Origin of the sequence: Curtobacterium pusillum (genome assembly GCF_007680845.1) — a bacterium.
Taxonomy (GTDB): Bacteria; Actinomycetota; Actinomycetes; order Actinomycetales; family Microbacteriaceae; genus Curtobacterium; species Curtobacterium pusillum_B.
The window spans coordinates 14,081-37,407 of sequence record NZ_VEIY01000002.1 but is presented as its reverse complement, the minus strand read 5'-3'; the positions used below and the strand labels follow the sequence as shown (position 1 = coordinate 37,407).

Sequence of the window (23,327 nt, the reverse complement as noted above, 5' to 3'; positions counted from 1 at the left end):
CGTCGTCCTAGGATGGAAGACAACGGAACAACAGATGCGGAATCCAGGCTGGCGCCTGGTCCGGAGGGGGAGTCATGGAAGTCCTGTTCGCGCTCGGAGCCGTCCCGCTGATCGTCGTGGGGATCATCGTCCTCGCGGTCATCGCGCTGGTCTACGCGAAGGTCGTGTACCGCAACGCCGGTGCCGACGAAGCGCTCATCATCACCGGCAAGCGCTCCCGCAAGGTCAAGAACGCCGACGGCACCGAGACGGTGGAGTCCGGCATCAAGGTGGTGCTCGGCGCCGGCGTCCTCGTGCGGCCGTTCTTCGAGAAGGTCGCGAAGCTCTCGCTCAGCTCCCGCGCGATCGACATCAACGTCAACGCGCAGGACTCCCGCGGCGTCACGATCGACGTCGAGGCCGTGGCGCTCGTCAAGGTGGGCGAGGCCGACGCCTCCATCCGGGCTGCCGCCCAGCGGTTCCTCGGGCAGGAGAAGAAGATCGACGACTTCGCGCGGGAAGTCCTGTCCGGCTCCCTGCGTGCCTCGATCGGCGCGACCGACGTGTCGACGATCATCCGGAACCGCGACCAGCTCACCGTCGCCGTGCTCGACGTCGCGAAGGACGCCCTGCACAGCCAGGGGCTGGACGTCGACTCCTTCGAGATCAAGGGCATCTCAGACCGAAACGACTACATCAGCGACCTCGGTCGCGCCGAGCGCGCACGCGTCCGGCTCGAAGCCGAGAACGCCGAGGCGCAAGCCGACCGCGAAGCCCGGGAAGCCCGTGCGACCGCTGACCAGGCCATCGCCGAGGCCGAGAACACCCTCGCGATCCGTCGTGCCGCGCTGCAGCTCGACGCTGACCGTGCCTCCGCCGAGGCCGCCGCCGCGGGCCCGCTCGCCCAGGCCCGTGCGGCGCAGGGCGTCGTGGAGCAGGAACAGCTCACCGCCCAGAAGCGTGCCGAGCTCCGTCGCGCCGAGCTCGAGTCCGAGGTGTCCGCGGTGGCCGAGGCCCAGGCGCGCAAGACCCGCGTCGAGGCCGAAGCTGCAGCAGCCGCACAGGTCGAGACGGCCCGTGCCCAGGCGGAGGCCCGCCGGATCTCGGCCGAGGCGATCGCAACCGAGGCGAAGGCCGAGTCCGACGCCCGCAAGCTCGCCGCCGACGCATCACGCGCCGAGGGTGAAGCCGCCGCCGATGCCATCCGCGCCAAGGGTCAGGCCGAAGCCGACGCCACGAAGGCGCAGGCGGACGCGCTCGCCCAGCACTCCGAGGCGGTGCTCCGGGTCAAGGCGATCGAGACCCTGCCGAGCATCGCGCGGGAACTCGCCGCTCCGATGGGCAACATCGACTCGCTCACCGTGGTCTCGTCGGATGGTGCGGGTTCGCTGTCGAAGAGCGTCGTCAGTCAGTTCAGCGAGGTGGACGCCCTCCTCGGGGCCACCGCGGGCTTCACGCTGAGCGACATCGTGAAGAGCACCACCACGGGCCAGGCCGCGGCGCGCGCGGTCGCGCGGGAACAGGCGCTCGACGCCGCCGAGTAGCCGCGCGGCCGGGGTCAGTCCTCGCCGCGCCCGTCGTCCTCGCGGCGGTCGCGGTGCTGGCCGCCAGCGTCCTCGCGCTCGCCCCGCCCGACCAGGCCGTCTCGCTCGACCCGGCCGTCGTGGTCGCCCGGCTCGCCCTGCTCGTCGCGCTCGGCCGCCAGGCGCTGCTGCCACACCACGCTGCGCGCCGCGCCCTCGAGGACGTCGTCGACGCTCTTCCCCGTCTGGGCGGCGAGCGCTCCGCTGAGCCCCGCGGTGAGCGTGCCCCCGGCTGCCGCCAGCCGCTCGACCACCTGCTCCTGCCGCTCGGTCAGGGGTTCGTCGATCATCTCGTCGATGGTGTCGCGGATGTTCTGCTCGCTCGCGTCGAGAGCCGCGTCGTCGCCCGAGTGCAGCGCCGCTGCCTCGCCCACGACGACCAGTCCGAGGCGCGCAGCGTCGTCTTCCGGACGCGGGCTGTCGTGCTCGTCAGTCATGACGAGGACCGTACGCGCCGGGGCCCGGTGGTTCCTCAGTGTCGGGGTACCGAGACCCGGTGTCGGCGTCCGGTCAGCGCCCGCGCCCGTCCCACCGGCGGAGGAGCCACTCCGCCGCGGTGACCCCCTCGAGCCGCTGGAAGTCGCGGAGGGTCGGCATGTTCGGGACGGCGGGCCTTGCGCCCTTCTCGAGGAACGTCCCGGCGAGCGCGGCGAGCGCGGCGAGGACGGCGTCCACGGTGTCCGCCGACAGTCCGGCGAACACCGGGTGCTCGGCGAGGTGCCGTTCGACGTCGGCATCCTCACCGCGGACGAGCACATCGAGCAGGTGGGTCAGCGGGTCGAGCCAGTGCGCCCCGACCGACGCCCACGGCCAGTCGACCACCCAGACCAGGCCGTCCGCATCGACGAGCAGGTTGTCGGCGCGGCAGTCGACGTGCGCGAGGTGTTCCCCGTCGATCAGGGCTGCTGCATTGCGAGCTGCACGGCCGAACTTACTGGCGGCGGCCGCGACGTGGGCCGGGACCGTCGCGGGGAGCCCCTCGGCGAGCATCCGGTCCCACGCCCCGAACTCGTCGGCCAGCTCGTCGGCGACCCTCGGCAGCTCGGCGAGTCTCCCCGTCGCCAGGGGGAGCGTGTCGAGGGCGTCGAGCACGGCGGTGACGTCCGAGCCGTCGCCCGCGGCGCCGGGGTGGCCGCCGTCGACGTCCTCGAACACGAGGGCGATCCAGTCGTCACCGTCGACGGTCTCGCGCAGCGTGCCGATCGGCCGGGGTGCTCGGACCGTCGGTGGGAGCTGCGCCACGACGTGTGCTTCCTGCTCGTGCAGCGCGAAGCCGTCCGCGTTGCGGGACCGGGAGAGCGTCTTCACGAACGCCCGCCGCCCGGTCGCCGTCGTCACGCGATCGGCGCCGCCGGGGGAGTACCCGCCCGCCTGGGACGCGGCGTGGAGGACCGCACCCCCGAGCAGGGTCTCGATGTCGTTCCGCAGCGTCGTCGGCACATCGGTCCAGGTCGTCCGTCCCATGCCGCACCACGGTAACTGAGAAGGCGTTCAAGGAACCTGCACGATGAGCAACTTTGCGGTGGCAGCAAACCTGCGGCGGGTGTAATGTTGCAGCATCTGCAAAAACGCGTGACCCAAGCACGAACGCACCACAGAAGGAATCGCATTGTCCACTGCCACCGCACCCGTCGAGGTACAGCGCGGACGATCGAGCTCACCGGCCAGCGCGCCGGGGAAGCCGATCATGTCGCACCGCCAGATCCTCCTCGTCATCTACGGCCTCATGGCCGGCATGTTCCTGTCGTCCCTCGACCAGACGATCGTCGGCACGGCGATCCGCACGATCGGCGACGACCTGCACGGCCTCGACCAGCAGGCCTGGGTGACGACCGCGTACCTCATCGCGAGCACCATCACCACGCCGATCTACGGCAAGCTCTCCGACGTCTTCGGCCGTCGCCCGCTCTACATCTTCGGCATCGCGGTGTTCATCCTCGGCTCGTTGCTCTCGACGATGTCGACGTCGATGATCATGCTCGCGGCGTTCCGCGCCTTCCAGGGCATCGGGGCCGGTGCGCTGATGTCGCTCCCGCTCGCGATCATGGGCGACATCCTCGCCCCGCGTGAGCGCGCCAAGTACCAGGGGTACTTCCTCGCGGTGTTCGGCATCTCGAGCGTGATCGGCCCGCTCATCGGCGGTCTGTTCGCCGGCGCGACGACGATCCTCGGCATCACCGGTTGGCGCTGGGTCTTCCTCATCAACGTGCCGATCGGCGTCGCGGCACTGCTCATGGTCATCGCGTTCCTGCACCTGCCGAAGTTCGGTGACGCCAAGGCGAAGCCGCGCATCGACTGGTGGGGCGCGACCTCGGTCATCGTGACGCTCGTCCCGCTCCTCCTCGTGGCCGAACAGGGCCGCACCTGGGGCTGGGGCTCGGCCGGCGCGATCGCCTGCTACGTCGTCGGTGCCCTCGGGCTCGTCGCCTTCCTCGTCGTCGAGACGCTCATGAAGGACGACGCGATCATCCCGCTCAAGCTGTTCCGCTCCGGCGTCTTCTCGATGGCCACGGTCCTCGGCTTCCTCGTGGGCTTCGCGATGTTCGGCGCCATGCTGACCATCCCGCTCTACCTGCAGATCGTCACGGGCCTGACGCCGACCGAGTCCGGCTTCGCGACGCTGCCGATGATCGGTGGCCTCATGATCGCCTCGATCGCGTCCGGCCAGATCGTGGCCCGCACGGGTCGGTACCGGATCTTCCCGGTCATCGGCACCGCGCTCGTCTCGCTCGGTTACGTCGTCCTGACGTTCATGACGATCGACAAGCCGCTCTGGTTCCTCATGATCGGCATGTTCCTCATCGGGCTCGGCCTCGGGCAGCTCATGCAGAGCATCACCCTGGCCTCGCAGAACTCGGTGCAGCCGAAGGACATGGGCGTCGCGACCAGCTCGGCGACGTTCTTCCGCCAGATCGGTGGCACGCTCGGCACCGCGGTGCTCCTGAGCGTCCTGTTCTCGATCATGCCGGCGAACATCCTGCACGCCACGGCGGACGAGAAGAACCTGACCGGAGCGCTCGACGCCGCCCTCAACCCGACGGTCGCCAGCGCCAAGGCGAACCAGGGCGTCATGGACCAGATCTGGAACCCCATCGTCACGCCGATCAAGCAGCGCGTGCAGTCCGGCCTCGACGCCGCGACCGCGCAGGTGACGACGGCCACGGCCGGCGCACCCGAGGCGGTCCAGCAGCAGGCGCTCACCGCGGCCGCCGACAAGGCGCACGCGAGCGTGCAGGACGGCAAGCTCGTCGTCGACTGGTCCGACGCGGCCCAGCGCACCTACTGGGTCGACGACCTCGCACCGGCGCTGTCGAAGCAGATCGACAAGGGCACGGGCACCAGTGCGAGCTCGAGCTCCGAGACGAGTGACACGTCCTACCTCAACGGCGCGGACAAGGCCCTCACGCGGCCGTTCATGACCGGGTTCAACTCCTCGGCCGTCACGGTCTACTGGGTCGGCTTCGCGGTCATCCTGCTGGCCTTCGTCCTCAGCTGGTTCTTCAAGGCGCCGCCGCTCCGCAAGAGCTCGGCCCTGCAGGAGCAGGCCGACCAGGAGCACACCGCGGACGACCTCGAGGTCCAGGCGGTCAAGGCGGCGGACGCCATGGGCTCGCCCACGGCACCCGTCACCGGGTCGATCCCCGTCCAGCGGACCGGATCGGGTCAGTAGTCGCGAGCCGGGCCCTCCCACGACGAACCGTGGGAGGGCCCGTCCGGCACCAGGAGCAGCACGTGACCATCACCGACAGCGGCCTGCGGGAACGCAAGAAGCAGCAGACCCGGACCGCGATCCACCAGGCGGCGCTCGACCTCGTCACCGACCGTGGGCTGGCCGGCGTCACCGTCGAGGAGATCTGCGCGGCCGCCGGCGTCTCGCCGCGGACGTTCTTCAACTACTTCCCGTCGAAGGGCCACGCGGCCCTCGGCCTCCCCGCGACCGCGGTCGACGCGAGTGCGCGGGACGCGTTCCTCGCCGCTCGCGGCTCGCTCGTGTCCGACCTCTGCGACCTCGTCGCGCGGACGGTGGACCTGCCGGCGGACCGCACCCGGATGAAGGCGCTCGTGCAGGCACGCCCCGAGATGGTGCCGACGATGCTGCAGGCGATGGCGCAGGCGCGGCTCGCGGTCGCCGAGGTCGCCGCGGAGCGTGCGGACGCCGACTCGGCCCGCACCGCCGTGACGCTCGTGATGGCCGCGGTGATCGAAGCGGCGCACCGCTTCACGGACGGGTCCCGGGACGACCTGGCGGAGCGGCTCCGCAGCGTGGTCGCCGAGATGGGCCGACTCGCCACCGGCTGACCCGGCGGAACCGGGCCACCGCCGGGAGGCGCGGTGCGGGTCCGACCCGCACCACGCCTCCCGGCCGTGGTCCGGTCCCACCCCTGACGCGTGCGATGGAAAGTGGAACCGGGCGTACCTGGTCGGAACTTCCGACCAGGTACGCCCGGTTCAACCAGGTACGCCCCGAACGACCCGGTACGCCCGGTTCGACCAGGCACGCCGGCACCCGACGTCGGGCAGTCATCGGACCACTCGCCGCGCATCGTGGCCGAAACGCAACCGAAGTCGCTCTTGACACGAAAGACATCGGATGTTTCGATTGCCCCGTTCGGTCGACGATGACCGGACGGGCAGGAGACACGATGAGCCGCATCACCGGTCTGCGGGTGCGCGACGTCCGGTTCCCGACCTCTCGGGACCACGACGGGTCCGACGCGATGAACCCCGCACCCGACTACTCCGCCGCGTACGTCGAGATCGCCACCGACGCGCTCGACGGCCACGTCGGCGCGGCGTTCGTCTTCACCATCGGTCGCGGCAACGAGGTGCAGGAAGCCGCGATCGCCGCACTCCGGGACCACGTGGTCGGCGCCGACGCCGAGGCGGTCCTCGCCGACATGGGCGGCACCTGGCGCACCCTCGTGCACGACTCGCAGCTCCGCTGGCTCGGCCCGGAGAAGGGCGTCATGCACATGGCGATCGGCGCGGTGGTGAACGCGCTGTGGGACCTCCGCGCGAAGCGGGCGGGGCAGCCGCTCTGGGCGCTGCTCGCCGACCTGTCGCCCGAGGAACTCGTCGACCTGGTGGACTTCCGGTACCTCACCGACGCGATCACCCCGGACGAGGCGCTGGGGCTCCTCCGCACGGCCGAACCGCTCCGCGCCGAACGCCGTCGCCGCCTCGAACGCGAGGGGTACCCGGCCTACACGACCACCCCGGGCTGGCTCGGCTACGACGACCAGAAGCTCGAGCGCCTCTGCCGCGAGGCGGTGGACGAGGGCTTCGCCCAGATCAAGCTCAAGGTCGGCGGCGACGTGGACGAGGACGTCCGACGGATGGGCATCGCCCGCGCCGCGGTCGGCCCCGACATCCGCATCGCGATCGACGCCAACCAGCGGTGGGACGTCGACCAGGCGGTCGCGTGGATCGACCGCCTGCGCCCGTTCGACCTCGCCTGGGTCGAGGAACCGACGAGCCCCGACGACGTCCTCGCGCACGCCGAGATCGCCCGCCGCATCGCACCGATCCCGGTGGCGACGGGGGAGCACATGGCGAACCGGGTGATCGCGAAGCAGCTCATCCAGGCGCAGGCGATGTCCGTGCTGCAGATCGACGCCACGCGGGTCGCCGGCGTCAACGAGAACCTCGCGATCCTGCTCCTCGCCGCCAAGTACGGCGTCCGGGTCTGCCCGCACGCCGGCGGGGTCGGGCTGTGCGAGGCCGTGCAGCACCTGTCGATGTTCGACGCGGTCGCCCTCACCGGCGACCTCGACACCCGCTCCATCGAGTTCGTCGACCACCTCCACGAGCACTTCACGACCCCGGTCGACGTGCACGACGGGCGCTACTGGCCACCGACCGCACCCGGAGCGGGCACCGAGATGCTCGCCGACTCCCTGGACACCTACTCGTACCCGGACGGCCCGGTCTGGTCCGCCGTCGACGAGACCGTCTCCGACGCCGTGCGCGTCGCCTGAAGCCACCCCACCCGACCGTCACACCCCACACACCCGATCACCACGACGAAGTGGAGACACCGATGCAACGCCGATTCACCGCCGGGTTCGCTGCCGCAGCAGCAGCCGTACTCGTGCTCACGGGTTGTTCCTCCGGCAGCAGTGCCGGGAGCAGCCAGTCGAAGGACGCCCTGACCTGGTCCATGTGGATCGCCGGGAAGGAGGACAAGGCCGCCTGGCAGAAGGTCGCCGACTCGGTGAAGAGCGAGGACGGCATCACCCTGACCATCCAGGGCGCACCGTTCGAGAACTACTTCACGAAGCTCAGCACGCAGTTGAGCGCCGGGAGCGCTCAGTGCATCGTGAGCATGCAGTCCCTGCGTGCGGCGAACTACACGTCGTCGCTCCTGCCGCTCGACGACCTGGCGAAGAAGGACGGCACCGACCTGTCCGCGTTCGACAGCACCGCGCTCGACGGCATGAAGGTCGACGGGAAGCTCTACGGCCTGCCGTACGACACCGGGCCCATCATGATGTTCTACAACAAGGACGTCTTCGAGAAGGCCGGCGTGGCCGAGCCGAAGCCCGGGTGGACCGTCGACGACTTCGAGGCAGCCGGGGCCGCGCTCAAGGCCAAGGGCGTCACGATGTTCGGCTCGACCGTCGGTGACCTCAACCTCGAGTCGATGATCTACGGCTACAACGGCGGCCGGGTGATCACGTCCAGCGGGAAGCTCGACGCGACGAACGCGAAGTTCGCCGAGGGCCTCGACTGGCTCGGGAGCCTCGTCAAGAAGGGCTACGCCACGCAGGCGTCGTCGGACGCCTCGACACCCGGCAACGACTTCGCCGCCGGCAAGGTCGCGATGTACACCGACGGCCCGTGGTCGCTCATCAGCCAGAAGGCCAAGGTGAAGTTCGACCTCGGGGTCACCACCCTGCCGGCCGGGACGTCAGGGCCGTCGACGTTCGCCGCCGGCTCCGGCTTCGGCGTCTCGAAGCAGTGCAAGTACCCGGAGCAGGCGTTCAAGGCCGTCCAGACGATGACCAGCGAGAAGGTCCTGACGTCGCTCGCCGAGCAGGGCCGGGCCTTCCCCGGTCGCACCGCCGCCCAGAGCGCGTGGTACTCGAGCGCCGGCATCGACGGAGCCGAGGCTGCACTCAAGGCGGGACTGGCGAAGTCGTCGCCGCTCCTCGGGAACAAGCAGAGCGACCAGCTGTCCCAGCTGTTCACGCAGTACGCGCTGCAGGCCGTCAACGGGCAGACCTCCGGGAAGGACTCCATGTCCTCCATCGCGGGCCAGCTCGGAACGCAGTGACGGACGTCCGTCCGACGGACGTCACCGCCTGACGGACGGGAGGCGCGGGTCGACCCCGCCCCGCGCCTCCCGTCTGCACCCACCCGGCCCCAGAACCGCGCCAACGACGAGGAGGTCGTCGCATGACCACCATCCAGGACCCACCGGCCGAGGCGGCCGTTCCCGCCGTCGCGGCCGCGGTCGTGACCGGGACGGCGACGCCGCGCCCGAAGGGCGGCGACGCCTCCGGCGTCCTCGGCCGACGCTCGTGGTGGGGTGCCGCCTTCGCCGCACCGCACTCCATCGGGCTCGTCGTGTTCACGGCGTTCCCGATCATCGCCTCCCTCGTCGTCAGCTTCATGAACTGGCCGATGCTCGGCGAGCGCAGTTGGGCCGGCGTCGAGAACTACGCGCGACTGTTCGCCGACCCGGTGTTCCGCACGGTGACGCTCAACACGGCGCTGTTCGTGGTGCTGTACGTGCCGCTCAACCTCGTCGTGTCGCTCGGTCTCGCCGCCTGGCTCACCCCGCGGATCGCCGGACGCCACGTGTTCCGGGTGCTGTTCTTCATCCCGACCATCACGCCGATCGTCGCGAACGTCGTGGTGTGGCGGATGCTCTACCAGCCCGGTGGCGCGATCGACGCGACGCTGCAGTCGACGGTCGGCGTCCACGCACCGAACTTCCTCGCCGACGAGCACTGGGCCATGTTCGCCATCGTCGCCATGAGCGTCTGGCAGGGGTTCGGGTACAACATGCTCATCTTCTCGGCCGCCCTGGACGCGGTGCCGGAGAACCAGCTCGAGGCCTCGCAGCTCGACGGTGCGAACGCGTGGCAGACCTTCTGGGCGATCAAGTTCCCGCTCATCTCGCCGTCGGTGTTCTTCGCGACGATGATGACCCTGATCACGTCGTTCCAGGTGTTCGTGCAGCCCTTCGTCCTCACCAAGGGCGGACCGGGCACCGCGACGGAGACCCTCGTGCAGTACATCTACAACACGGGCTTCCAGAACCAGCAGCTCGGTCTGGCGTCGGCCGGCGCCTGGGTGCTGTTCGTCATCATCCTCGGGATCACGGCGATCCAGTTCCTCGGCCAGAAGCGGTGGGTGCACTATGAGTGAGCTGACCCGGTCCCGCTCCGGCGGGTTCACGACCGCGAACCGGACGGTCAACCCGCGCGCTGTGTCCCGGACCGCCTCGGCACCGCGACCCGGACGGGTGCGGCACGCCATCGGGTACGCCCTGCTCTGCCTCGTCGCCCTGCTGTTCGTCTCGCCGCTCATCTACATGGTGGCGACGAGCCTCAAGCCCGCCGACCAGGTGTTCACCACCCCGCCGACGCTCTGGGGTCGCTCACTCGAGTGGGACAACTACGTGCAGGCGTTCACGTACCTGCCGTTCGCCCGGTTCATCCTCAACGGGGTCTTCGTCGCGGCGGCCGGCACCGCCATCAACGTCGTGGTGGCCACCCTGTCGGGGTACGCGTTCTCCCGCCTGCGGTGGCGGGGCCGGAACACCGTGTTCCTGCTCTTCCTCGTGACCCTGATGATCCCGCAGGACGTCCTCGTCATCCCGATGTACGTGATGATGCAGGGCTTCGGGTGGGTCGACACGTTCCAAGCGCTCATCATCCCGTGGGCGTTCACCGCGCTCGGCGCGTTCCTCGTGCGGCAGTTCTTCCTCACCGTGCCGCAGGAGCTCGATGACGCCGCCCGCGTCGACGGCGCCGGGGCGATCCGGACCTTCGTCTCGGTCATGCTCCCGCTCGCCCGGCCGACCATGGCCGTCCTCGCCGTGTTCTCGTTCATCGCGTACTGGAACTCGTTCCTCTGGCCCCTCGTCGTCGTCAACGACGTCGAGGCGCACGGCACCATCCCGCTCGGCCTGCAGCAGTTCTTCGGGCAGCAGGGCTCCGAGTGGAACCTCGTGATGGCCGCGTCGGTCATCTCGATGCTGCCGACCGTGATCCTGCTCGTCCTGCTCCAGAAGCACCTCGTCAAGGGCATCGTGACCTCCGGCCTCGGCGGCCGGTGACGCCGTCCCACTCCAGTTCGTCCCGAAAGGAAGACCGACCACATGACCATCACCGCACCTGCAGAGCCGCAGACCGAGGTCGACGCCACCGGGCTGCCCGCGTGGTTCACCCACGACCGGTTCGGCATGTTCATCCACTGGGGGCTCTACGCGCTGCCGGCCCGGCACGAGTGGGTGAAGAACCGCGAACGGATCACCGACGCGGACTACCAGAAGTACTTCGATCACTTCGACCCGGACCTGTTCGACGCCGCCGACTGGGCCCGCCGCGCCCGCGAGGCGGGGATGAAGTACGTCGTCCTCACCACGAAGCACCACGAGGGCTTCGCGCTCTGGGACTCGAAGCTCACCGACTACAAGGCGACCAACACCCGCTTCGGGCGGGACATCGTGCGCGAGTTCGTCGACGCCGTCCGGGCCGAGGGGCTCCGGGTCGGCTTCTACCACTCGCTCATCGACTGGCACCACCCGGACTTCACGATCGACGGCGTGCACCCGCGGCGGGACGACGGGCCCGACGAGATCGCGCGGCTCAACGAGGGCCGCGACATGGCCCGGTACCGCGCGTACCTGCACGGCCAGGTCGAGGAGCTGCTGACCGACTACGGGCGGATCGACTACCTGTTCTACGACTTCTCGTACCGGGACAACGACCACGAGGACATCTGGGGCGGCAAGGGCCGTGACGACTGGGGATCCGAGGAGCTCATGGCGCTGACGAAGCGCCTGCAGCCCGGGATCATCGTCAACGACCGGCTCGACATCCCCGGCGACCTCGTCACCCCGGAGCAGTACCAACCGGACAAGCCGATGGAGGTGGACGGGGTCCGCGTCCCGTGGGAGGCGTGCCAGACCCTCAACGGCTCGTGGGGCTACGACCGCGACAACCTCAACGTCAAGAGCGTCGACCTCCTCGTCCGCATGCTCGTCGACGGGGTCTCGAACAACGGGAACATGCTCCTCAACGTCGGCCCGACCGGTCGCGGCGAGTTCGACGGCGTCGCCCGGACGGCGCTCGCCGGGATCGGCACGTGGATGCACCAGCACGCGCGGTCGGTGTACGGCGCCGGACCGTCGGAGTTCCGGGCACCGGCGGGGACCGTCTACACGCAGAACGGGGACCGGCTGTACCTGCACCTGTTCACGTGGCCGTTCGAGCACGTGCACCTGCCGGAACTCGCCGGGAAGGTCGCGTACGCGCAGCTGTTGAACGACGCGTCCGAGATCCACTACCGGGAGATCCCGGAGGGCACCCGCGCGCAGAACACCGGGCTCGGCGGACAGCCCGCCGGGACGCTGACGCTCACCCTGCCGATCGTCCGGCCGGACGTCGCGGTGCCGGTCGTCGAGCTCTTCCTGCGCGACTGATGCAGCGGATCCTCTCCAGGACGCGGCTGCGGGCGGGGAGCGAGGCGGAGTACGAACGCGTGCACGCCTCGATCCCCGCACCGCTCGCCGAGCGACTCCGTGCCGCCGGCGTGCACGACTGGACGATCTGGCGGGACGGGCAGGACCTGGTCCACCTCATCGAGGTCGAGGACTACCGTGCGATGCGTCGGGCGCTCGCGGACGACCCGGTGAACGCCGAGTGGCAAGCGGTCATCAACCCCCTGCTCGAGGCGGACGACGACTACTCGGGCGACGACGACGGCGTCCCGCTCGTCTGGACACTGAAGGGGCAGGGATGAGCAGCACCGACCTCGACGCAGGACCGTTCTGGCTCGGGGGAGCGGGGATCGGGAACCTGCTGCACCCGGTCACCGACGAGGACGCCCGGGCGACGGTCGACGCCGCGTGGGACGCCGGGGTGCGCGGGTTCGACACCGCGCCGCACTACGGCCTCGGGCTGTCCGAACGACGACTCGGTGCGGCGCTCGCCGACCACCCCCGCGACGAGTACCTGGTGTCGACCAAGGTCGGGCGGCTCCTGGTCCCCGGCCGCGGGGACGGCGACGACCTGGCGTCCGGCGGGTTCGCGGTGCCGGACGACCTCGTCCGGCAGTGGGACCCGTCGCCGTCCGGGGTCCGTCGGTCCCTGGACGAATCGCTCGCGCGGCTCGGCCTCGACCACGTGGACGTGGCGTACCTGCACGACCCGGACGTCTACTCCCTCACCGACGGGCTGACGCAGGCGCTCCCGACGCTCGCCGAGCTCCGCGACGAGGGGGTCGTCCGGGCGATCGGCGTCGGGTCGAACTCGGCCGCAGCGCTCGACGCCGCCGTCTCGACCGGGATCCCGGACGTGATCATGCTCGCCGGTCGGTACACGCTGCTCGAACAGCCGGCGGCCTCGCTCGTCGAACGGTGCGCGTCGCTGGGCGTCGACGTCATCGCGGTCGGGGTCTACAACTCCGGCCTGCTCGGGACGCCCCGGCCCGCCGCGGGGGCGTCGTACGACTACGCCGAGGCCCCGGTCGAGCTCGTCGCGCGGGCGAACGCGATAGCCGACGTCTGCGAACGGCACGGTGTCTCGCTGCCCGAGGCCGCGCTCGCGTTCCCGCGCCGGGCTCCGGCGGTCCGGGCGATCGCACTCGGGGCGCAGTCGGCCGAGCAGGTGCGGTCGAACGCCGCGCGGGCCGCGGTCACCGTCCCCGAGGAGCTCTGGGCCGACCTGCGGACCGCGGGCTTGCTCGGCGCGTGACGCGCCGCGCGCGCCGGCGCCCCGCCGCCGCCACCGTCCCGCCCCGCCCCACGCAAAGAACCAGGTTCCGGACACGGCACCGCGCAGATGCGTGGTGCTGTGCCCGGAACCTGGTTCCGGCAAGCGGGGTGGTACTGCGGGTCAGCGGGTGGCGCCGCGGCGCCCGGTGACCTTCAGGTAGATGAAGAGCACGATGATCGCACCGATGATCGAGCCGATGATGCCGGCCGGCTGGAAGAAGCCGTCCATCGGGTCGTGCTGGAAGATCAGGAACCCGAGGAACCCGCCCACGAACGAGCCGATGATGCCGAGCAGGATGGTCATCGGGATCGAGATGTGCTGCTTGCCGGGGATGACGAGCCGGGCGACGGCGCCGGCGATGAGTCCGATGATGATCAGGCTGATGATGAGACCGAGCACGGTTTCCTCCTTGTGGGGTCAACGTGTCCAGCGGGTTGCCGGGTCCACGACCGACCGCCGATGCAACACGGGGTCGCCTCCGCGTGCTCCCAGGTTCAGTCCAGGGAACGCCGCAACCACCGCTCGACGCCCTCGACGTGGGACACGACGAGCGCCTGCACGAGCTGTGGGTCGCGCCGACGGATCGCGTCCACGATCGCCGCATGCTCGTCGAGCGTCCGCTGCACGGAGCCGTTCTGCGTGAGCCCCCGCCACACGCGCACCCGGACGGTCTTGCTCGAGAGCGCGTCGAGCAGCCCGGACAGGTACTGGTTGCCACCGATCCCCGCGATCGTGGAGTGGAAGAGCAGGTCGTGCGCGACGAGGTCCTCGACGCCGGTGTCCTCGCCGACCGACCGCATGAGCGCCTGGAGCTCGTCGATCTGCTGCTCGGACGCGCGGGCGGTCGCGAGGACGGCTGATGCGGGTTCGAGGATGCGCCGCACCTCGAGGAGGTCGACGAGCGAACGGTCGTGGTGCATGTCGACGACGAACGACACGGCCTCGAGCAGCACCGACGGCTCGAGCGACGTGACGTACGTGCCGTCGCCGCGTCGGACGTCGAGCACGCGGATGAGTTCGAGGGCCTTGACCGCCTCGCGCAGGCTGTTGCGCGACAGGCCCAGGGACTCGCTCAACTCCTTCTCGGGAGGGAGGCGCTGCCCGGGTTGGAGTTCGCCGCTCACGATCATCTCCTGGATGCGCGCGATCGCGTCGTCGGTCAGCGAAGCCACGTCACCACCTCCTGCTCCCGCGCCGCCTGCGCGGCGCGACGGCCCGACGATACCGGCACCGCGCCTCCAGGACGACCATCAGGCGGGACGGAGCCGCAGCGCCTGCATCCCGCCGTCCACCGCGAGGTCGACGCCGGTCGTCGACCGGGCGAGCGGACTCGTCAGGTAGGCGACGGCCCCGGCCACCTCCTCGGGGGCGACGAGGCGTCCGTGGGGTTGCCGTGCCTCCAGGGCCGCCCGTTCCGCGGCGGGGTCCGGTGCCGTCGAGAGCAGCCGTCCGACCCAGGGGGTGTCCGCGGTGCCGGGGTTGACGGCGTTGACGCGGATGCCCTCCCGGAGGTGGTCTGCGGCCATGGCCCGCGTGAGGGCGGCGATCGCGCCCTTCGTCGCCGAGTACAGCGCGCGCTGGGGGAGCCCGGCGGTCGCGGCGATCGAGCAAGTGTTGACGATGCTCGCGTTGCCGGACGCGCGGAGGTGCGGCAGACATGCTCGTGACAACCGCACGGCGCCGAGCACGTTGACCTCGTACACGCGTCGCCACTCGTCGTCGGGGTTGTCCTCGACGGTGCCCTGCGCGCCGATCCCGGCGTTGTTCACCAGGACGTCGAGTCCGCCGAGGTGGTCGACCGCCGAGGCGACCGCTGCCCGGACGGACTCGTCGGAGGACACGTCGCACGTGACCGAGAACACGTCGTCGGGGGAGGATTGCAGGTCGAGCACGGCCACCGTGGCTCCGCACTCGCGCAGGGCGGCGACGACGGCCGCGCCGATGCCGGACGCGCCGCCGGTGACGATCGCGCGGACGCCCTCGTGGGAGCCGGGCATCAGGCCGCTCCGACCGTCTGGCGCTGCGAGCCGAGGCCGTCGGCGGAGAGCTCGACGACGTCGCCGGAGCGCAGGTACGGGGCGCCGCTGCCGAGCGCGACACCGGCGGGGGTGCCCGTGCTGACCACGTCGCCCGGGTGGAGGACCATGAACTGCGACAGGTAGCGGACGATCTCGGCGGGCCGGAAGATCATGTCCGCGGTCGAGCCGTCCTGCCGGACCTCGCCGTTCACGCTGAGGTGCAGGGCGAGGGCGTGCGGGTCGAGCCCCTCCTCCGCGAGGGCGTCCGGGGTGACGAGCCACGGCCCGAGGGGGTTGAACGTCTCGCAGGACTTCCCCTTGTCCCACTGGCCACCGCGCTCGAGCTGGAACTCCCGCTCGGAGACGTCGTTGGCGATGGCGTACCCGGCGATGTGCGTGGCGGCCTCCGCTTCGGAGTCGCAGTAGCGCGCCGTGGTGCCGATCACGAGGGCGAGCTCGATCTCCCAGTCGGTCTTCGTGCTGCCACGGGGGACGAGGACCTCGTCGTCGGGGCCGATCACCGTCATCGGGTCCTTCATGAACACGATCGGTTCCGTGGGGATGTCCGCGCCCGTCTCGGCCGCGTGGTCGCGGTAGTTCAAGCCGATGCAGACGACCTTGCCCGGGCGGGCGACGGGTGCACCGCGGCGGAGGGCTGCGGCGTCGTCCGCGGCGATGACGGGGAGGTCGCCGGCGGCGCGGGCGTGGCGGACGAGTTCGTCCGGTCCCGCGGCTGATGCCAGGAACGCCCCGGTGATGTCGCTCGTGACGCTGCGGAGGTCGAGGACCTCGCCGTCGGTGTCGATGGCCACGGGGATCTCGTTCCCCGCCGGGCCCAGTCGTGCGAACCGCATCGTTCCTCGCTCTCCTGCTGCGCCGGTGCAGCAGAAACATCCTATGTCTGCGGTGTGGCTCCGGCAAGGTAGACGCGCTCGGCAGTCCGGCGGAACACGGCGTCGCGTTCGGTGGCGGACAGGTCGGCCAGGGCGTCGGCGGTCGTGCGGAGCACCGTGGCGTAGTCGGCGGCGAGGGTCGACACCGGCCAGTCCGAGCCGAACAGCGCCCGGTCGGGGCCGAACGTCTCGACGGCCTCCCGGGCGAACCGGGCGACCGGGCGGTCGCGCCAGGACGCGCCGGCCTCGGTGAGCAGGCCGGAGACCTTGCAGACGACGTTGGGTCGGGCGGCGAAGTCGCGCATCCGGTCCCGCCAGCCGGGGTCGCCGGCGTCGATCGTCGGCTTCCCCGCGTGGTCGAGGACGAACGACGCCTCCGGCACGGCGTCGACCAGTGCGAGGGCGGCGCGGTGTTCCCGTGCGCGGACGAGCAGGTCGAACACCAGCCCGGCGTCGGCCAGGGCGCGCACACCCCGGGCGACGTCGGGGCGGGCGAGCCAGTCGCCGTCCGGCTCGTCCTGCGCCTGGTGCCGGATGCCGACGAGCCGGGGGTGGGCGAGTGCTGCGAGGCGGTCCGCCACGTCCGCCGCGGTGAGGTCGACCCAGCCGACGACACCGGCGACGGGTTCGGGCTGGGCGAGGAGCCAGGCGGTCTCACCGGGATCGTGGACGGCTTGCACGACGATCGTCGCCGTGACGTCGGTGTCGCTCGTGGCGGTGCGGAGGTCGTGCACGTCGAACCGGCGGCGGATCGGCGCGACGGAGTCGTCCATCCAGGGGTACTGCCGGTCGGCGGGGTCCCAGAGGTGGTGGTGAGCGTCGATGATCACGCGGCCATCATGCCCGATTCATCCGATGTCCGCGCCGTGCGGGGCGCGTCGGGCGGGCGCGGGGTACGGCGGGCCGGGCGTACCTGGTCGAAACGGGCGTACCTGGTCGAACGGTTCGACCGGGTACGCCCGAAAGCGGTTGGTACGCCCGAAAGCGGTTGGTACGCCCGGAAGCGGTTGGTACCCGGGGCGCCCCGAGACCGGCGGCACCCGGCAGGACCGGCGTCAGACCAGTTCGGACGCCTCGAGCTCGGCGCGCAGCTCGGCGTCGGAGGGCTCGACGAAGTGCTTGCCGTTCGGCAGGACCACGACGGGGATGTTCTTCCGCCCGCTGATCTCCTCCGCGCGGCCGGCGGCGGAGAGGTCGGCCTCGACGTCCACGTACTCGTAGTCCACCCCGAGGGTGTCGAGCAGCGCCTTGGAACGCCGGCAGTCGCGGCACCAGTCCGCACCGAACATCGTCACCTTGTCGAACGTCTCGTCAGTCATGTCCAGAGAGTACGTCCGAGCGCCCTCCGGCATTCCCGTGACCGCGGGCAGCGCCGCGGAGCACCATCTCCTCCATGACCCTGCTCAGCGACGCCCCCGCCGCGCACCCGCACCACCGCCACGGCTGGTGGTGGAAGACCCTCCTCGTCGGGTTCCTGCTCTGGGTCGTCACGATCATCGTGACGATCAGCACGCAGAACACCAACCTCGTGCCGACGATCATCCTGCTCGGCAGCTTCCTCGTGCCGTTCACGGTCGTCCTGTTCGTCATCGAACGGGTGACCGGTTCGGTGAGCACGATGCAGCTCGTCGTGGCGTTCTTCGTCGGCGGCATCCTCGGCGTGCTCGGGGCGTCGCTGCTCGAGGCCGACCTGCGCCCCGGAGCGGGCCTCTACCTGGTGGTCGGCTTCGTCGAGGAGTTCGTCAAGGGCGTGCTGCTCGTCGTCGTCGGGTGGCGGGTCCGCCCGAAGACGGCGCGGCAGGGAGCACTCCTCGGGGCGACGATCGGCGCCGGGTTCGCCGCGTTCGAGTCCGCCGGGTACGCCTTCAACGCCGCGATCACCGAGCGCGGGATCGACCTGGCGTCGCTGCTGCAGACCGAGGTCGCGCGCGCCGTGCTGTCCCCGGTCGGGCACGTGCTCTGGACGGCGATCCTCGGTGCGGTCCTGTTCGGTGCTGCTCGGAGTCACGAGCGCTTCCGGTGGTCCTGGGCGGTCGTCGTGGCGTACGTCGGGGTCTCGCTGCTCCACGGGCTGTGGGACTCGAACTCGACGATCTCCACGCTCCTGGCGTTCGTGGTCACCGGCACGCCCTTGTCGGCCGCGCAGGACGGGACGGTGCCGGCGTCGATCGCCGGGGTCGCCACCACCCTCTACGTGATCGGTCTGGCGATCGTGTCGGTCGTCGGCGTGGTCGTGCTCGTCGCGGTCCTTCGTCGACACCGCCGGCTCGACCGGGCTGCGGACGCCGGGCGCGGGGATGCCGGGCACCCGGTCGCCGGGCACCCGGACGCCGCGTGGCAGTCGGCCGTCGGCGGCACCGGCTGGGACGGCACCCCGCCGCCCCACACGCTGCGCTGAGCGCTGCCGCCACCCGCGCACCCGCCCCGACCGCCCGCCGGGCCCCGCGCGGCGCGCCCTACGATTGACCCATGCGGCCAGGACCCGACCCCGACACGCTCGCCTGGGCCTCCACCGCCGTCCGCCGCTTCGCCGCCGCCACGAACCTCCTCGTCGCCGCACGCCGCTTCCGCATCGTCGGCGGCGACCCGCGGGACGTCGCCGCCCTGCACGGTCTCCTCCGCGGCCTCGGTGCACGGCCGGCCGCCGACCACGAACCGATCGACCAGCTCTGGTGCCTCGGCGCCCCCGAGGACGCCACGCCCGTGATCGAGCGCGAGGCCGACCGACCCCGCGGCGCCACCCTCGTCGTGGTCGACGCCGGCCGCCACCTCCCCGCCGTCGACGAGGACGCGTTCGGCCCCGTCACCAGCGTCCGCCCGGGAGTCCTCGGCGTCCCCGCGCTCTCCGACGACGTGTTCCTCGTCTCCACCGGCCGCGAACCCGAGGACGCCCCCGCCGCCGAGGACCGCCTCCGCTGGGCCCGCCGCTCGATGCCGGTCTCCCGCGCAGTGGCCGCCGAGCTCCGGGACGGCGGCCTCCTCCGCGGCACCCGGGTCGGCGTCGCGCTGTTCCTCGAGCCGAAGACGGCCGTGCTGAGCCTGCTCCTCCGCGACGCCGGCGCCGAGGTCGTCGTCTACGCCCACGCCGACGAGACCGACGACGCGGTCGCCTCGGCGCTGCGGTCCGCCGGGCTCACCGTGCACGCGAGCAGCACCGCGACGACGGCGGAGCAGAAGGCCCTCGCGCTCGCGATGCTCGACACCCGGCCGCACATCCTCCTCGACGACGGCTCGCACCTCATCCGGCTCGCCCACCAGGAGCGCCCGGACCTCCTGCCGACGATGCTCGGCGCGGCGGAGGAGACCACCAGCGGACTCCGTCCCCTCCGCGTGATGGCGTCCCGCGGCGAGCTCGGCATCCCCGTGGTCGCCGTGAACGACGCCCGCACGAAGACGTTCTTCGACAACCGGTACGGCACCGGGCAGTCGACGGTGTTCGCGACGCTCGACCTGGTCGACGGGCTCGCGTCCGGCACGCACCGGGTCGTTCCGGGAGGCGCGGCCGTCGTCGCCGGGTTCGGGCACGTCGGCGAGGGGGTCGCCCTGGTGCTCGACGCCCTCGGCTTCCGGGTCACCGTCGCCGACACCGACCCGGTGCGTGCCCTGCAGGCCCTGGTCGCCGGGTACGCGGTCGCACCGCTCACCGATGCCGTGCAGGACGCCGACCTCGTGGTGAGCGCCACCGGCGTCCGGGACACGATCGACCTCGACGTGCTGCGCGCCTGCGCCGACGGGGCGGTGGTCGCCGTCGCCGGCGGGGTCGACCAGGAGGTCGCGATCGACGACGCCATGGCCGCAGGGGCCGTCCGGACGACGATCGGTCGGAAGGTCGAGCGGTTCGCCTGGCCGGACGGACACGGCGTGCTCGTGCTCGACGACGGCGGGTGCATCAACATCACCGCTGCCGAGGGCAACCCGATCGAGATCATGGACCTGTCCTTCGCCGCGCAGCTCGGGGCCGTCCGGATGCTCCTCGAGCACGGCGACGAGCTCGACCGGGCCGTCGTGCCGATCGACCCCGCGGTGGACGAGGCGACCGCCCGCGCGGCGCTCGCCGCGTTCGGGAGCCGAGCCGTGCCTCCCGTCCGCTCTTCGGCAGACCCCGCGGACCGCGAGCCCGACGTCCGGACCCGCCGTTTCGGAGACCCGACGTGACCGCCGTGCACCCGGTGACGGTGCACTCGGCGCGCATCGTCGTGCCGATGACCGCGCCGCCCATCGCGGACGGTGCGGTCGCGGTGCAGGACGGTCGGATCCTGCACGTCGGCGACCGGTCGTGGGTCGTCGACCAGCTCACCGTCCCGGGAACGCCGTTCACCGAACGGCGGTGGCGCGGTGCCCTGCTGCCCGGTCTCGTGAACGCGCACTCGCACCTCCAGTACACCGGCATGGCCAGTGTCGGCCAGCGGCAGTACGACGGATTCGAGGACTGGGCGGTCGCGTTCAACGAGGAGTACGCCCGACCGCACGACTGGCACGCCGAAGCGGCCGCCGGCGCTCGGGCGTCGATCCTGGCCGGCGTGACGAGCATCGCCGACGTCGTCACCGACATCGAGGCGTCGACCGCGCTCGAGACGCACGGCCTTGGCGGCATCGCCTACTGGGAGGTCATGGACTGGGAGAACGAGGCCTGGCAGACGCACGGTCGCGACCAGGTCCTCGGCGAGCTGGCGCGGATCCCGACGACCCCGGGTGCCGGCCTCTCTCCCCACGCGCCGTACTCCCTCGACGTCGCACCGCTCCTGGAGCTGCCCGACATCGTGCGGCAGCGCGGACTCCGACTGCACCTGCACCTCGGCGAGGCGGCGTTCGAGGGGGAGCGCATCGCCCTCGGGCCGGTCCCCGGACTCGACGGCGTCGACGGGGTCGGGCACGGCAGCGACTGGCACCTGGCGAACGCCCCGTCGTTCCGCGCGATGCGCGCCCTCGGGTTCGGCGCGAGCGCGACCGCGTTCGTGGACCGCCTGGGGGTGCTCGGCCCCGACTGCCACATCGCGCACGGCGTCTACATGACCGCGGCCGACCGGGCCCTCCTCCGCGCCCGCGGCACCGCCGTCGCGCTGTGCCCGCGGTCGAACGCCGTCATCGGGCTCGACCCGCCGCCCGTCGCCGACTACCTGCGCGAGGGCAGTCCGATCGCGATCGGCACCGACTCGCTGTCGTCGTCCCCGTCGCTCGACCTGATGGCGGACGTCACGGCGCTGCACCGGATCGCCCGGTCGCAGGGGTACGGCCACCGTGACCTGCACGAGCGACTCCTCGCCGCCGCGACCCTCGGCGGCGCGCACGCCATGGGGCTCGCAGTCGGACCGGACCGGATCGGGCACCTCGCCGTGGGTGCCCGCGCCGACCTGGCCGTCTTCGACGTCGATGCCCGCACCGTGCCCGACGCCATGGCCGAGCTCGTCGAGGACGGTGCCGGCCGTGCCGTCGCGACCGTCATCCGCGGGGCTGTCCGGGCCGCCGGCGGCGCGCTCTCCCCCCACCCCACTCCTGAGGAGGAACGATGACCGACACCGCACCCCGACCCGGCATGGCCGCACGACGCACCGTGGCCGGCGAGCTCATCGAGTGGCTCGACGTCCCGAAGCGCGCCGTCGCGCTCGGCATGGAGCCGCACCCCGAGGGCGGCTGGTACGTCCGCACCTGGACCTCGCCCGCCACGGTGTCGACCCCCGCTGGCGACCGACCCGCGGCGACCCTCATCCACTTCCTGCTGCCCCCGGGGGAGGCCTCGGCCTGGCACCGGGTGACGAGCGACGAGATCTGGATGTGGCACGGCCCGGACGCGGTCGACCTGCAGCTCGGCGGCGACGGCGACGAGCCCGAGCCCGGCGCGACGATCACCCTCGGGCCGGACGCCGGTCGTGATCGCGTGAACGACGCGCAGGCGTTCGTGCGCGGCGGCGTGTGGCAGCGGACCCTGCCGGGCGACGGCGAGGTCCTGCTGAGCTGCCTGGTCTCGCCGGGCTTCTCGTTCGACGACTTCACGATGGCCGAGTAGTCGCGCGACATCCGTTTCGCGCTGGTATCCCACTCGGAAGTACACTTCGTCCTGCCCTGACCCCTCACGAAGGCCCGACCGTGACCCGATCCCTCCGTCTCACCCTCGTCGTCGCGACCGCCGCGGTCGCCGCACTCGCACTCTCCGCGTGCTCCTCCGGCAGCAGCAACGCCGCCGGCACCGTCACCGACGGCAAGCTCACGATCGCGACCGGTCAGCCCGCGTACTCGCCGTGGGTCGAGGACAACAAGCCGCAGTCCGGCAAGGGCTTCGAGTCCGCGGTGGCCTACGCCGTCGCGAAGGAGATGGGGTACGCGAAGTCCGACGTGGTCTGGAAGCGCAGCACGTTCGACAGCGCGATCGCACCGGGCCCGAAGGACTGGGACCTCAACATCCAGCAGTTCTCGATCGACGCCAAGCGCAAGAAGGCCGTGGACATGTCCACGCCGTACTACACGACCACGCAGGCGGTCGTCACGACGAAGTCCTCGAAGGCCGTCGACCACACCACGATCGCCGAGCTGAAGAAGGACGCGATCGGCGTCGCGACCGGGTCTACCTCGATCGACAGCGTCAAGAGCGTCCTCGGGGTCACCCCGCAGGTCTTCAACTCGAACGACGACGCGGTGCTCGCGCTCAAGTCCGGGCAGATCGACGCGATCGTCACCGACCTCCCGACGGCGTTCTACATGGCGTCCGCGCAGCTCGACGACGGCACCGTGTCGGCGCAGTTCCCGGCCGACGGCAAGGGCGACCAGTTCGGCTTCGTGCTGCCGAAGGACTCGAAGCTGACGAGCAAGGTCGACAAGGCCCTCGCAGCACTCGACGACGACGGCACCCTGGAGTCCCTGCAGACGAAGTGGCTCTCCTCGGAGACCGGCACCCCGGTCCTGAAGTAG

General features: G+C 71.3%; 24 protein-coding genes. 15 read left to right on the top strand and 9 right to left on the bottom strand.

Going from position 1 to position 23,327, the window contains the following annotated elements; all coding sequences use genetic code 11:
• Positions 1-74 precede the first annotated feature (74 nt).
• Positions 75-1,523, top strand: a complete 1,449-nt coding sequence (locus tag FS825_RS04535) for a flotillin family protein (RefSeq protein WP_144711312.1) — start codon at positions 75-77, stop codon at positions 1,521-1,523.
• A 14-nt stretch (positions 1,524-1,537) separates the two neighbouring features.
• Here the strand turns inward: FS825_RS04535 and FS825_RS04530 are convergent, their stop codons facing one another.
• The 3 genes from FS825_RS04530 to FS825_RS18555 form a co-directional block, all read right to left on the bottom strand.
• Positions 1,538-1,999 carry a hypothetical protein gene (locus FS825_RS04530; protein ID WP_144711311.1) on the bottom strand — a complete coding sequence of 154 codons (462 nt, stop codon included), beginning with the start codon at positions 1,997-1,999 and terminating at the stop codon, positions 1,538-1,540.
• Positions 2,000-2,072: 73 nt separating this feature from the next.
• Positions 2,073-3,026, bottom strand: a complete 954-nt coding sequence (locus FS825_RS04525; RefSeq protein WP_144711310.1) for a phosphotransferase family protein — start codon at positions 3,024-3,026, stop codon at positions 2,073-2,075.
• Positions 3,027-3,053: 27 nt separating this feature from the next.
• Positions 3,054-3,251 carry a hypothetical protein gene (locus FS825_RS18555; RefSeq protein WP_186377126.1) on the bottom strand — a complete coding sequence of 66 codons (198 nt, stop codon included), beginning with the start codon at positions 3,249-3,251 and terminating at the stop codon, positions 3,054-3,056.
• Here FS825_RS18555 and FS825_RS04520 point away from each other — a divergent pair.
• From FS825_RS04520 to FS825_RS04480, 9 genes are all read left to right on the top strand, one after another.
• Positions 3,250-5,232, top strand: a complete 1,983-nt coding sequence (locus FS825_RS04520; RefSeq protein WP_260981020.1) for an MDR family MFS transporter — start codon at positions 3,250-3,252, stop codon at positions 5,230-5,232. The genes FS825_RS18555 and FS825_RS04520 overlap by 2 nt on opposite strands.
• A gap of 62 nt (positions 5,233-5,294) precedes the next feature.
• On the top strand, positions 5,295-5,861 hold the full coding sequence (locus FS825_RS04515) for a TetR/AcrR family transcriptional regulator (protein WP_144711308.1): 567 nt from the start codon (positions 5,295-5,297) through the stop codon (positions 5,859-5,861).
• Positions 5,862-6,205: 344 nt separating this feature from the next.
• Positions 6,206-7,540, top strand: coding sequence for an enolase C-terminal domain-like protein (locus FS825_RS04510; protein WP_144711307.1), 1,335 nt, complete (start codon positions 6,206-6,208; stop codon positions 7,538-7,540).
• A 62-nt stretch (positions 7,541-7,602) separates the two neighbouring features.
• Positions 7,603-8,838, top strand: a complete 1,236-nt coding sequence (locus tag FS825_RS04505; RefSeq protein ID WP_260981019.1) for an ABC transporter substrate-binding protein — start codon at positions 7,603-7,605, stop codon at positions 8,836-8,838.
• A gap of 122 nt (positions 8,839-8,960) precedes the next feature.
• A complete protein-coding gene (locus FS825_RS04500) occupies positions 8,961-9,938 on the top strand; it encodes a carbohydrate ABC transporter permease (protein ID WP_144711305.1) in 978 nt (325 codons plus the stop codon).
• Complete coding sequence (locus FS825_RS04495; RefSeq protein WP_144711304.1) at positions 9,931-10,851, top strand: carbohydrate ABC transporter permease; 921 nt, start codon at positions 9,931-9,933, stop codon at positions 10,849-10,851. The genes FS825_RS04500 and FS825_RS04495 overlap by 8 nt, the downstream gene beginning before the upstream one ends.
• A 42-nt stretch (positions 10,852-10,893) precedes the next feature.
• Entirely contained in the window at positions 10,894-12,219 is a 1,326-nt protein-coding gene (locus FS825_RS04490) for an alpha-L-fucosidase (RefSeq protein WP_144711303.1), read from the top strand.
• Positions 12,219-12,539 carry an L-rhamnose mutarotase gene (locus FS825_RS04485; RefSeq protein ID WP_144711302.1) on the top strand — a complete coding sequence of 107 codons (321 nt, stop codon included), beginning with the start codon at positions 12,219-12,221 and terminating at the stop codon, positions 12,537-12,539. Before FS825_RS04490 ends, FS825_RS04485 begins: the two co-directional genes overlap by 1 nt.
• A complete protein-coding gene (locus tag FS825_RS04480) occupies positions 12,536-13,492 on the top strand; it encodes an aldo/keto reductase (RefSeq protein ID WP_144711301.1) in 957 nt (318 codons plus the stop codon). Before FS825_RS04485 ends, FS825_RS04480 begins: the two co-directional genes overlap by 4 nt.
• Positions 13,493-13,633: 141 nt before the next feature.
• Here FS825_RS04480 and FS825_RS04475 read toward each other — a convergent pair whose 3' ends face one another.
• The 6 genes from FS825_RS04475 to FS825_RS04450 all read right to left on the bottom strand — a co-directional run bounded on the left by FS825_RS04475 (position 13,634) and on the right by FS825_RS04450 (position 17,743).
• Positions 13,634-13,912 carry a GlsB/YeaQ/YmgE family stress response membrane protein gene (locus FS825_RS04475; protein ID WP_144711300.1) on the bottom strand — a complete coding sequence of 93 codons (279 nt, stop codon included), beginning with the start codon at positions 13,910-13,912 and terminating at the stop codon, positions 13,634-13,636.
• Positions 13,913-14,007: 95 nt separating this feature from the next.
• A complete protein-coding gene (locus FS825_RS04470; RefSeq protein WP_144711299.1) occupies positions 14,008-14,685 on the bottom strand; it encodes a FadR/GntR family transcriptional regulator in 678 nt (225 codons plus the stop codon).
• Between the two features lie 78 nt (positions 14,686-14,763).
• Positions 14,764-15,510, bottom strand: a complete 747-nt coding sequence (locus FS825_RS04465; protein ID WP_144711298.1) for an SDR family NAD(P)-dependent oxidoreductase — start codon at positions 15,508-15,510, stop codon at positions 14,764-14,766.
• Positions 15,510-16,385 carry a fumarylacetoacetate hydrolase family protein gene (locus FS825_RS04460; RefSeq protein ID WP_144711297.1) on the bottom strand — a complete coding sequence of 292 codons (876 nt, stop codon included), beginning with the start codon at positions 16,383-16,385 and terminating at the stop codon, positions 15,510-15,512. Before FS825_RS04460 ends, FS825_RS04465 begins: the two co-directional genes overlap by 1 nt.
• A gap of 41 nt (positions 16,386-16,426) precedes the next feature.
• Positions 16,427-17,254, bottom strand: coding sequence for an amidohydrolase family protein (locus tag FS825_RS04455; RefSeq protein ID WP_222126887.1), 828 nt, complete (start codon positions 17,252-17,254; stop codon positions 16,427-16,429).
• A gap of 225 nt (positions 17,255-17,479) precedes the next feature.
• The gene (locus FS825_RS04450; RefSeq protein ID WP_144711296.1) at positions 17,480-17,743 is read right to left on the bottom strand and encodes a glutaredoxin family protein; all 264 of its coding nucleotides are present in this window, start codon (positions 17,741-17,743) and stop codon (positions 17,480-17,482) included.
• Between the two features lie 74 nt (positions 17,744-17,817).
• On the opposite strand from FS825_RS04450, the gene FS825_RS04445 reads away from it, so the two are divergent.
• The 5 genes from FS825_RS04445 (at position 17,818) to FS825_RS04425 (ending at position 23,327) form a co-directional block, all read left to right on the top strand.
• Positions 17,818-18,822 carry a PrsW family intramembrane metalloprotease gene (locus tag FS825_RS04445; protein ID WP_144711295.1) on the top strand — a complete coding sequence of 335 codons (1,005 nt, stop codon included), beginning with the start codon at positions 17,818-17,820 and terminating at the stop codon, positions 18,820-18,822.
• A gap of 71 nt (positions 18,823-18,893) precedes the next feature.
• Positions 18,894-20,579: an adenosylhomocysteinase gene (locus FS825_RS04440; RefSeq protein ID WP_144711294.1), complete on the top strand. Its 1,686-nt coding sequence runs from the start codon at positions 18,894-18,896 to the stop codon at positions 20,577-20,579.
• The gene (locus FS825_RS04435; RefSeq protein ID WP_260981018.1) at positions 20,576-21,934 is read left to right on the top strand and encodes an amidohydrolase family protein; all 1,359 of its coding nucleotides are present in this window, start codon (positions 20,576-20,578) and stop codon (positions 21,932-21,934) included. Before FS825_RS04440 ends, FS825_RS04435 begins: the two co-directional genes overlap by 4 nt.
• Complete coding sequence (locus FS825_RS04430) at positions 21,931-22,428, top strand: cupin domain-containing protein (RefSeq protein ID WP_260981017.1); 498 nt, start codon at positions 21,931-21,933, stop codon at positions 22,426-22,428. Before FS825_RS04435 ends, FS825_RS04430 begins: the two co-directional genes overlap by 4 nt.
• 80 nt (positions 22,429-22,508) lie before the next feature.
• Positions 22,509-23,327: an ABC transporter substrate-binding protein gene (locus FS825_RS04425; RefSeq protein ID WP_144711293.1), complete on the top strand. Its 819-nt coding sequence runs from the start codon at positions 22,509-22,511 to the stop codon at positions 23,325-23,327.

Excerpts from the sequence above, each read along its gene's own strand:
- FS825_RS04535 (WP_144711312.1), top strand. The coding sequence starts at position 75 with ATGGAAGTCCTGTTCGCGCTCGGAGCCGTCCCGCTGATCGTCGTGGGG.
- FS825_RS04530 (WP_144711311.1), bottom strand. The coding sequence starts at position 1,999 with ATGACTGACGAGCACGACAGCCCGCGTCCGGAAGACGACGCTGCGCGC.
- FS825_RS04525 (WP_144711310.1), bottom strand. The coding sequence starts at position 3,026 with ATGGGACGGACGACCTGGACCGATGTGCCGACGACGCTGCGGAACGAC.
- FS825_RS04520 (WP_260981020.1), top strand. The coding sequence starts at position 3,250 with ATGTCGCACCGCCAGATCCTCCTCGTCATCTACGGCCTCATGGCCGGC.
- FS825_RS18555 (WP_186377126.1), bottom strand. The coding sequence starts at position 3,251 with ATGATCGGCTTCCCCGGCGCGCTGGCCGGTGAGCTCGATCGTCCGCGC.
- FS825_RS04510 (WP_144711307.1), top strand. The coding sequence starts at position 6,206 with ATGAGCCGCATCACCGGTCTGCGGGTGCGCGACGTCCGGTTCCCGACC.
- FS825_RS04505 (WP_260981019.1), top strand. The coding sequence starts at position 7,603 with ATGCAACGCCGATTCACCGCCGGGTTCGCTGCCGCAGCAGCAGCCGTA.
- FS825_RS04500 (WP_144711305.1), top strand. The coding sequence starts at position 8,961 with ATGACCACCATCCAGGACCCACCGGCCGAGGCGGCCGTTCCCGCCGTC.
- FS825_RS04495 (WP_144711304.1), top strand. The coding sequence starts at position 9,931 with ATGAGTGAGCTGACCCGGTCCCGCTCCGGCGGGTTCACGACCGCGAAC.
- FS825_RS04490 (WP_144711303.1), top strand. The coding sequence starts at position 10,894 with ATGACCATCACCGCACCTGCAGAGCCGCAGACCGAGGTCGACGCCACC.
- FS825_RS04485 (WP_144711302.1), top strand. The coding sequence starts at position 12,219 with ATGCAGCGGATCCTCTCCAGGACGCGGCTGCGGGCGGGGAGCGAGGCG.
- FS825_RS04480 (WP_144711301.1), top strand. The coding sequence starts at position 12,536 with ATGAGCAGCACCGACCTCGACGCAGGACCGTTCTGGCTCGGGGGAGCG.
- FS825_RS04465 (WP_144711298.1), bottom strand. The coding sequence starts at position 15,510 with ATGCCCGGCTCCCACGAGGGCGTCCGCGCGATCGTCACCGGCGGCGCG.
- FS825_RS04460 (WP_144711297.1), bottom strand. The coding sequence starts at position 16,385 with ATGCGGTTCGCACGACTGGGCCCGGCGGGGAACGAGATCCCCGTGGCC.
- FS825_RS04450 (WP_144711296.1), bottom strand. The coding sequence starts at position 17,743 with ATGACTGACGAGACGTTCGACAAGGTGACGATGTTCGGTGCGGACTGG.
- FS825_RS04445 (WP_144711295.1), top strand. The coding sequence starts at position 17,818 with ATGACCCTGCTCAGCGACGCCCCCGCCGCGCACCCGCACCACCGCCAC.
- FS825_RS04440 (WP_144711294.1), top strand. The coding sequence starts at position 18,894 with ATGCGGCCAGGACCCGACCCCGACACGCTCGCCTGGGCCTCCACCGCC.
- FS825_RS04430 (WP_260981017.1), top strand. The coding sequence starts at position 21,931 with ATGACCGACACCGCACCCCGACCCGGCATGGCCGCACGACGCACCGTG.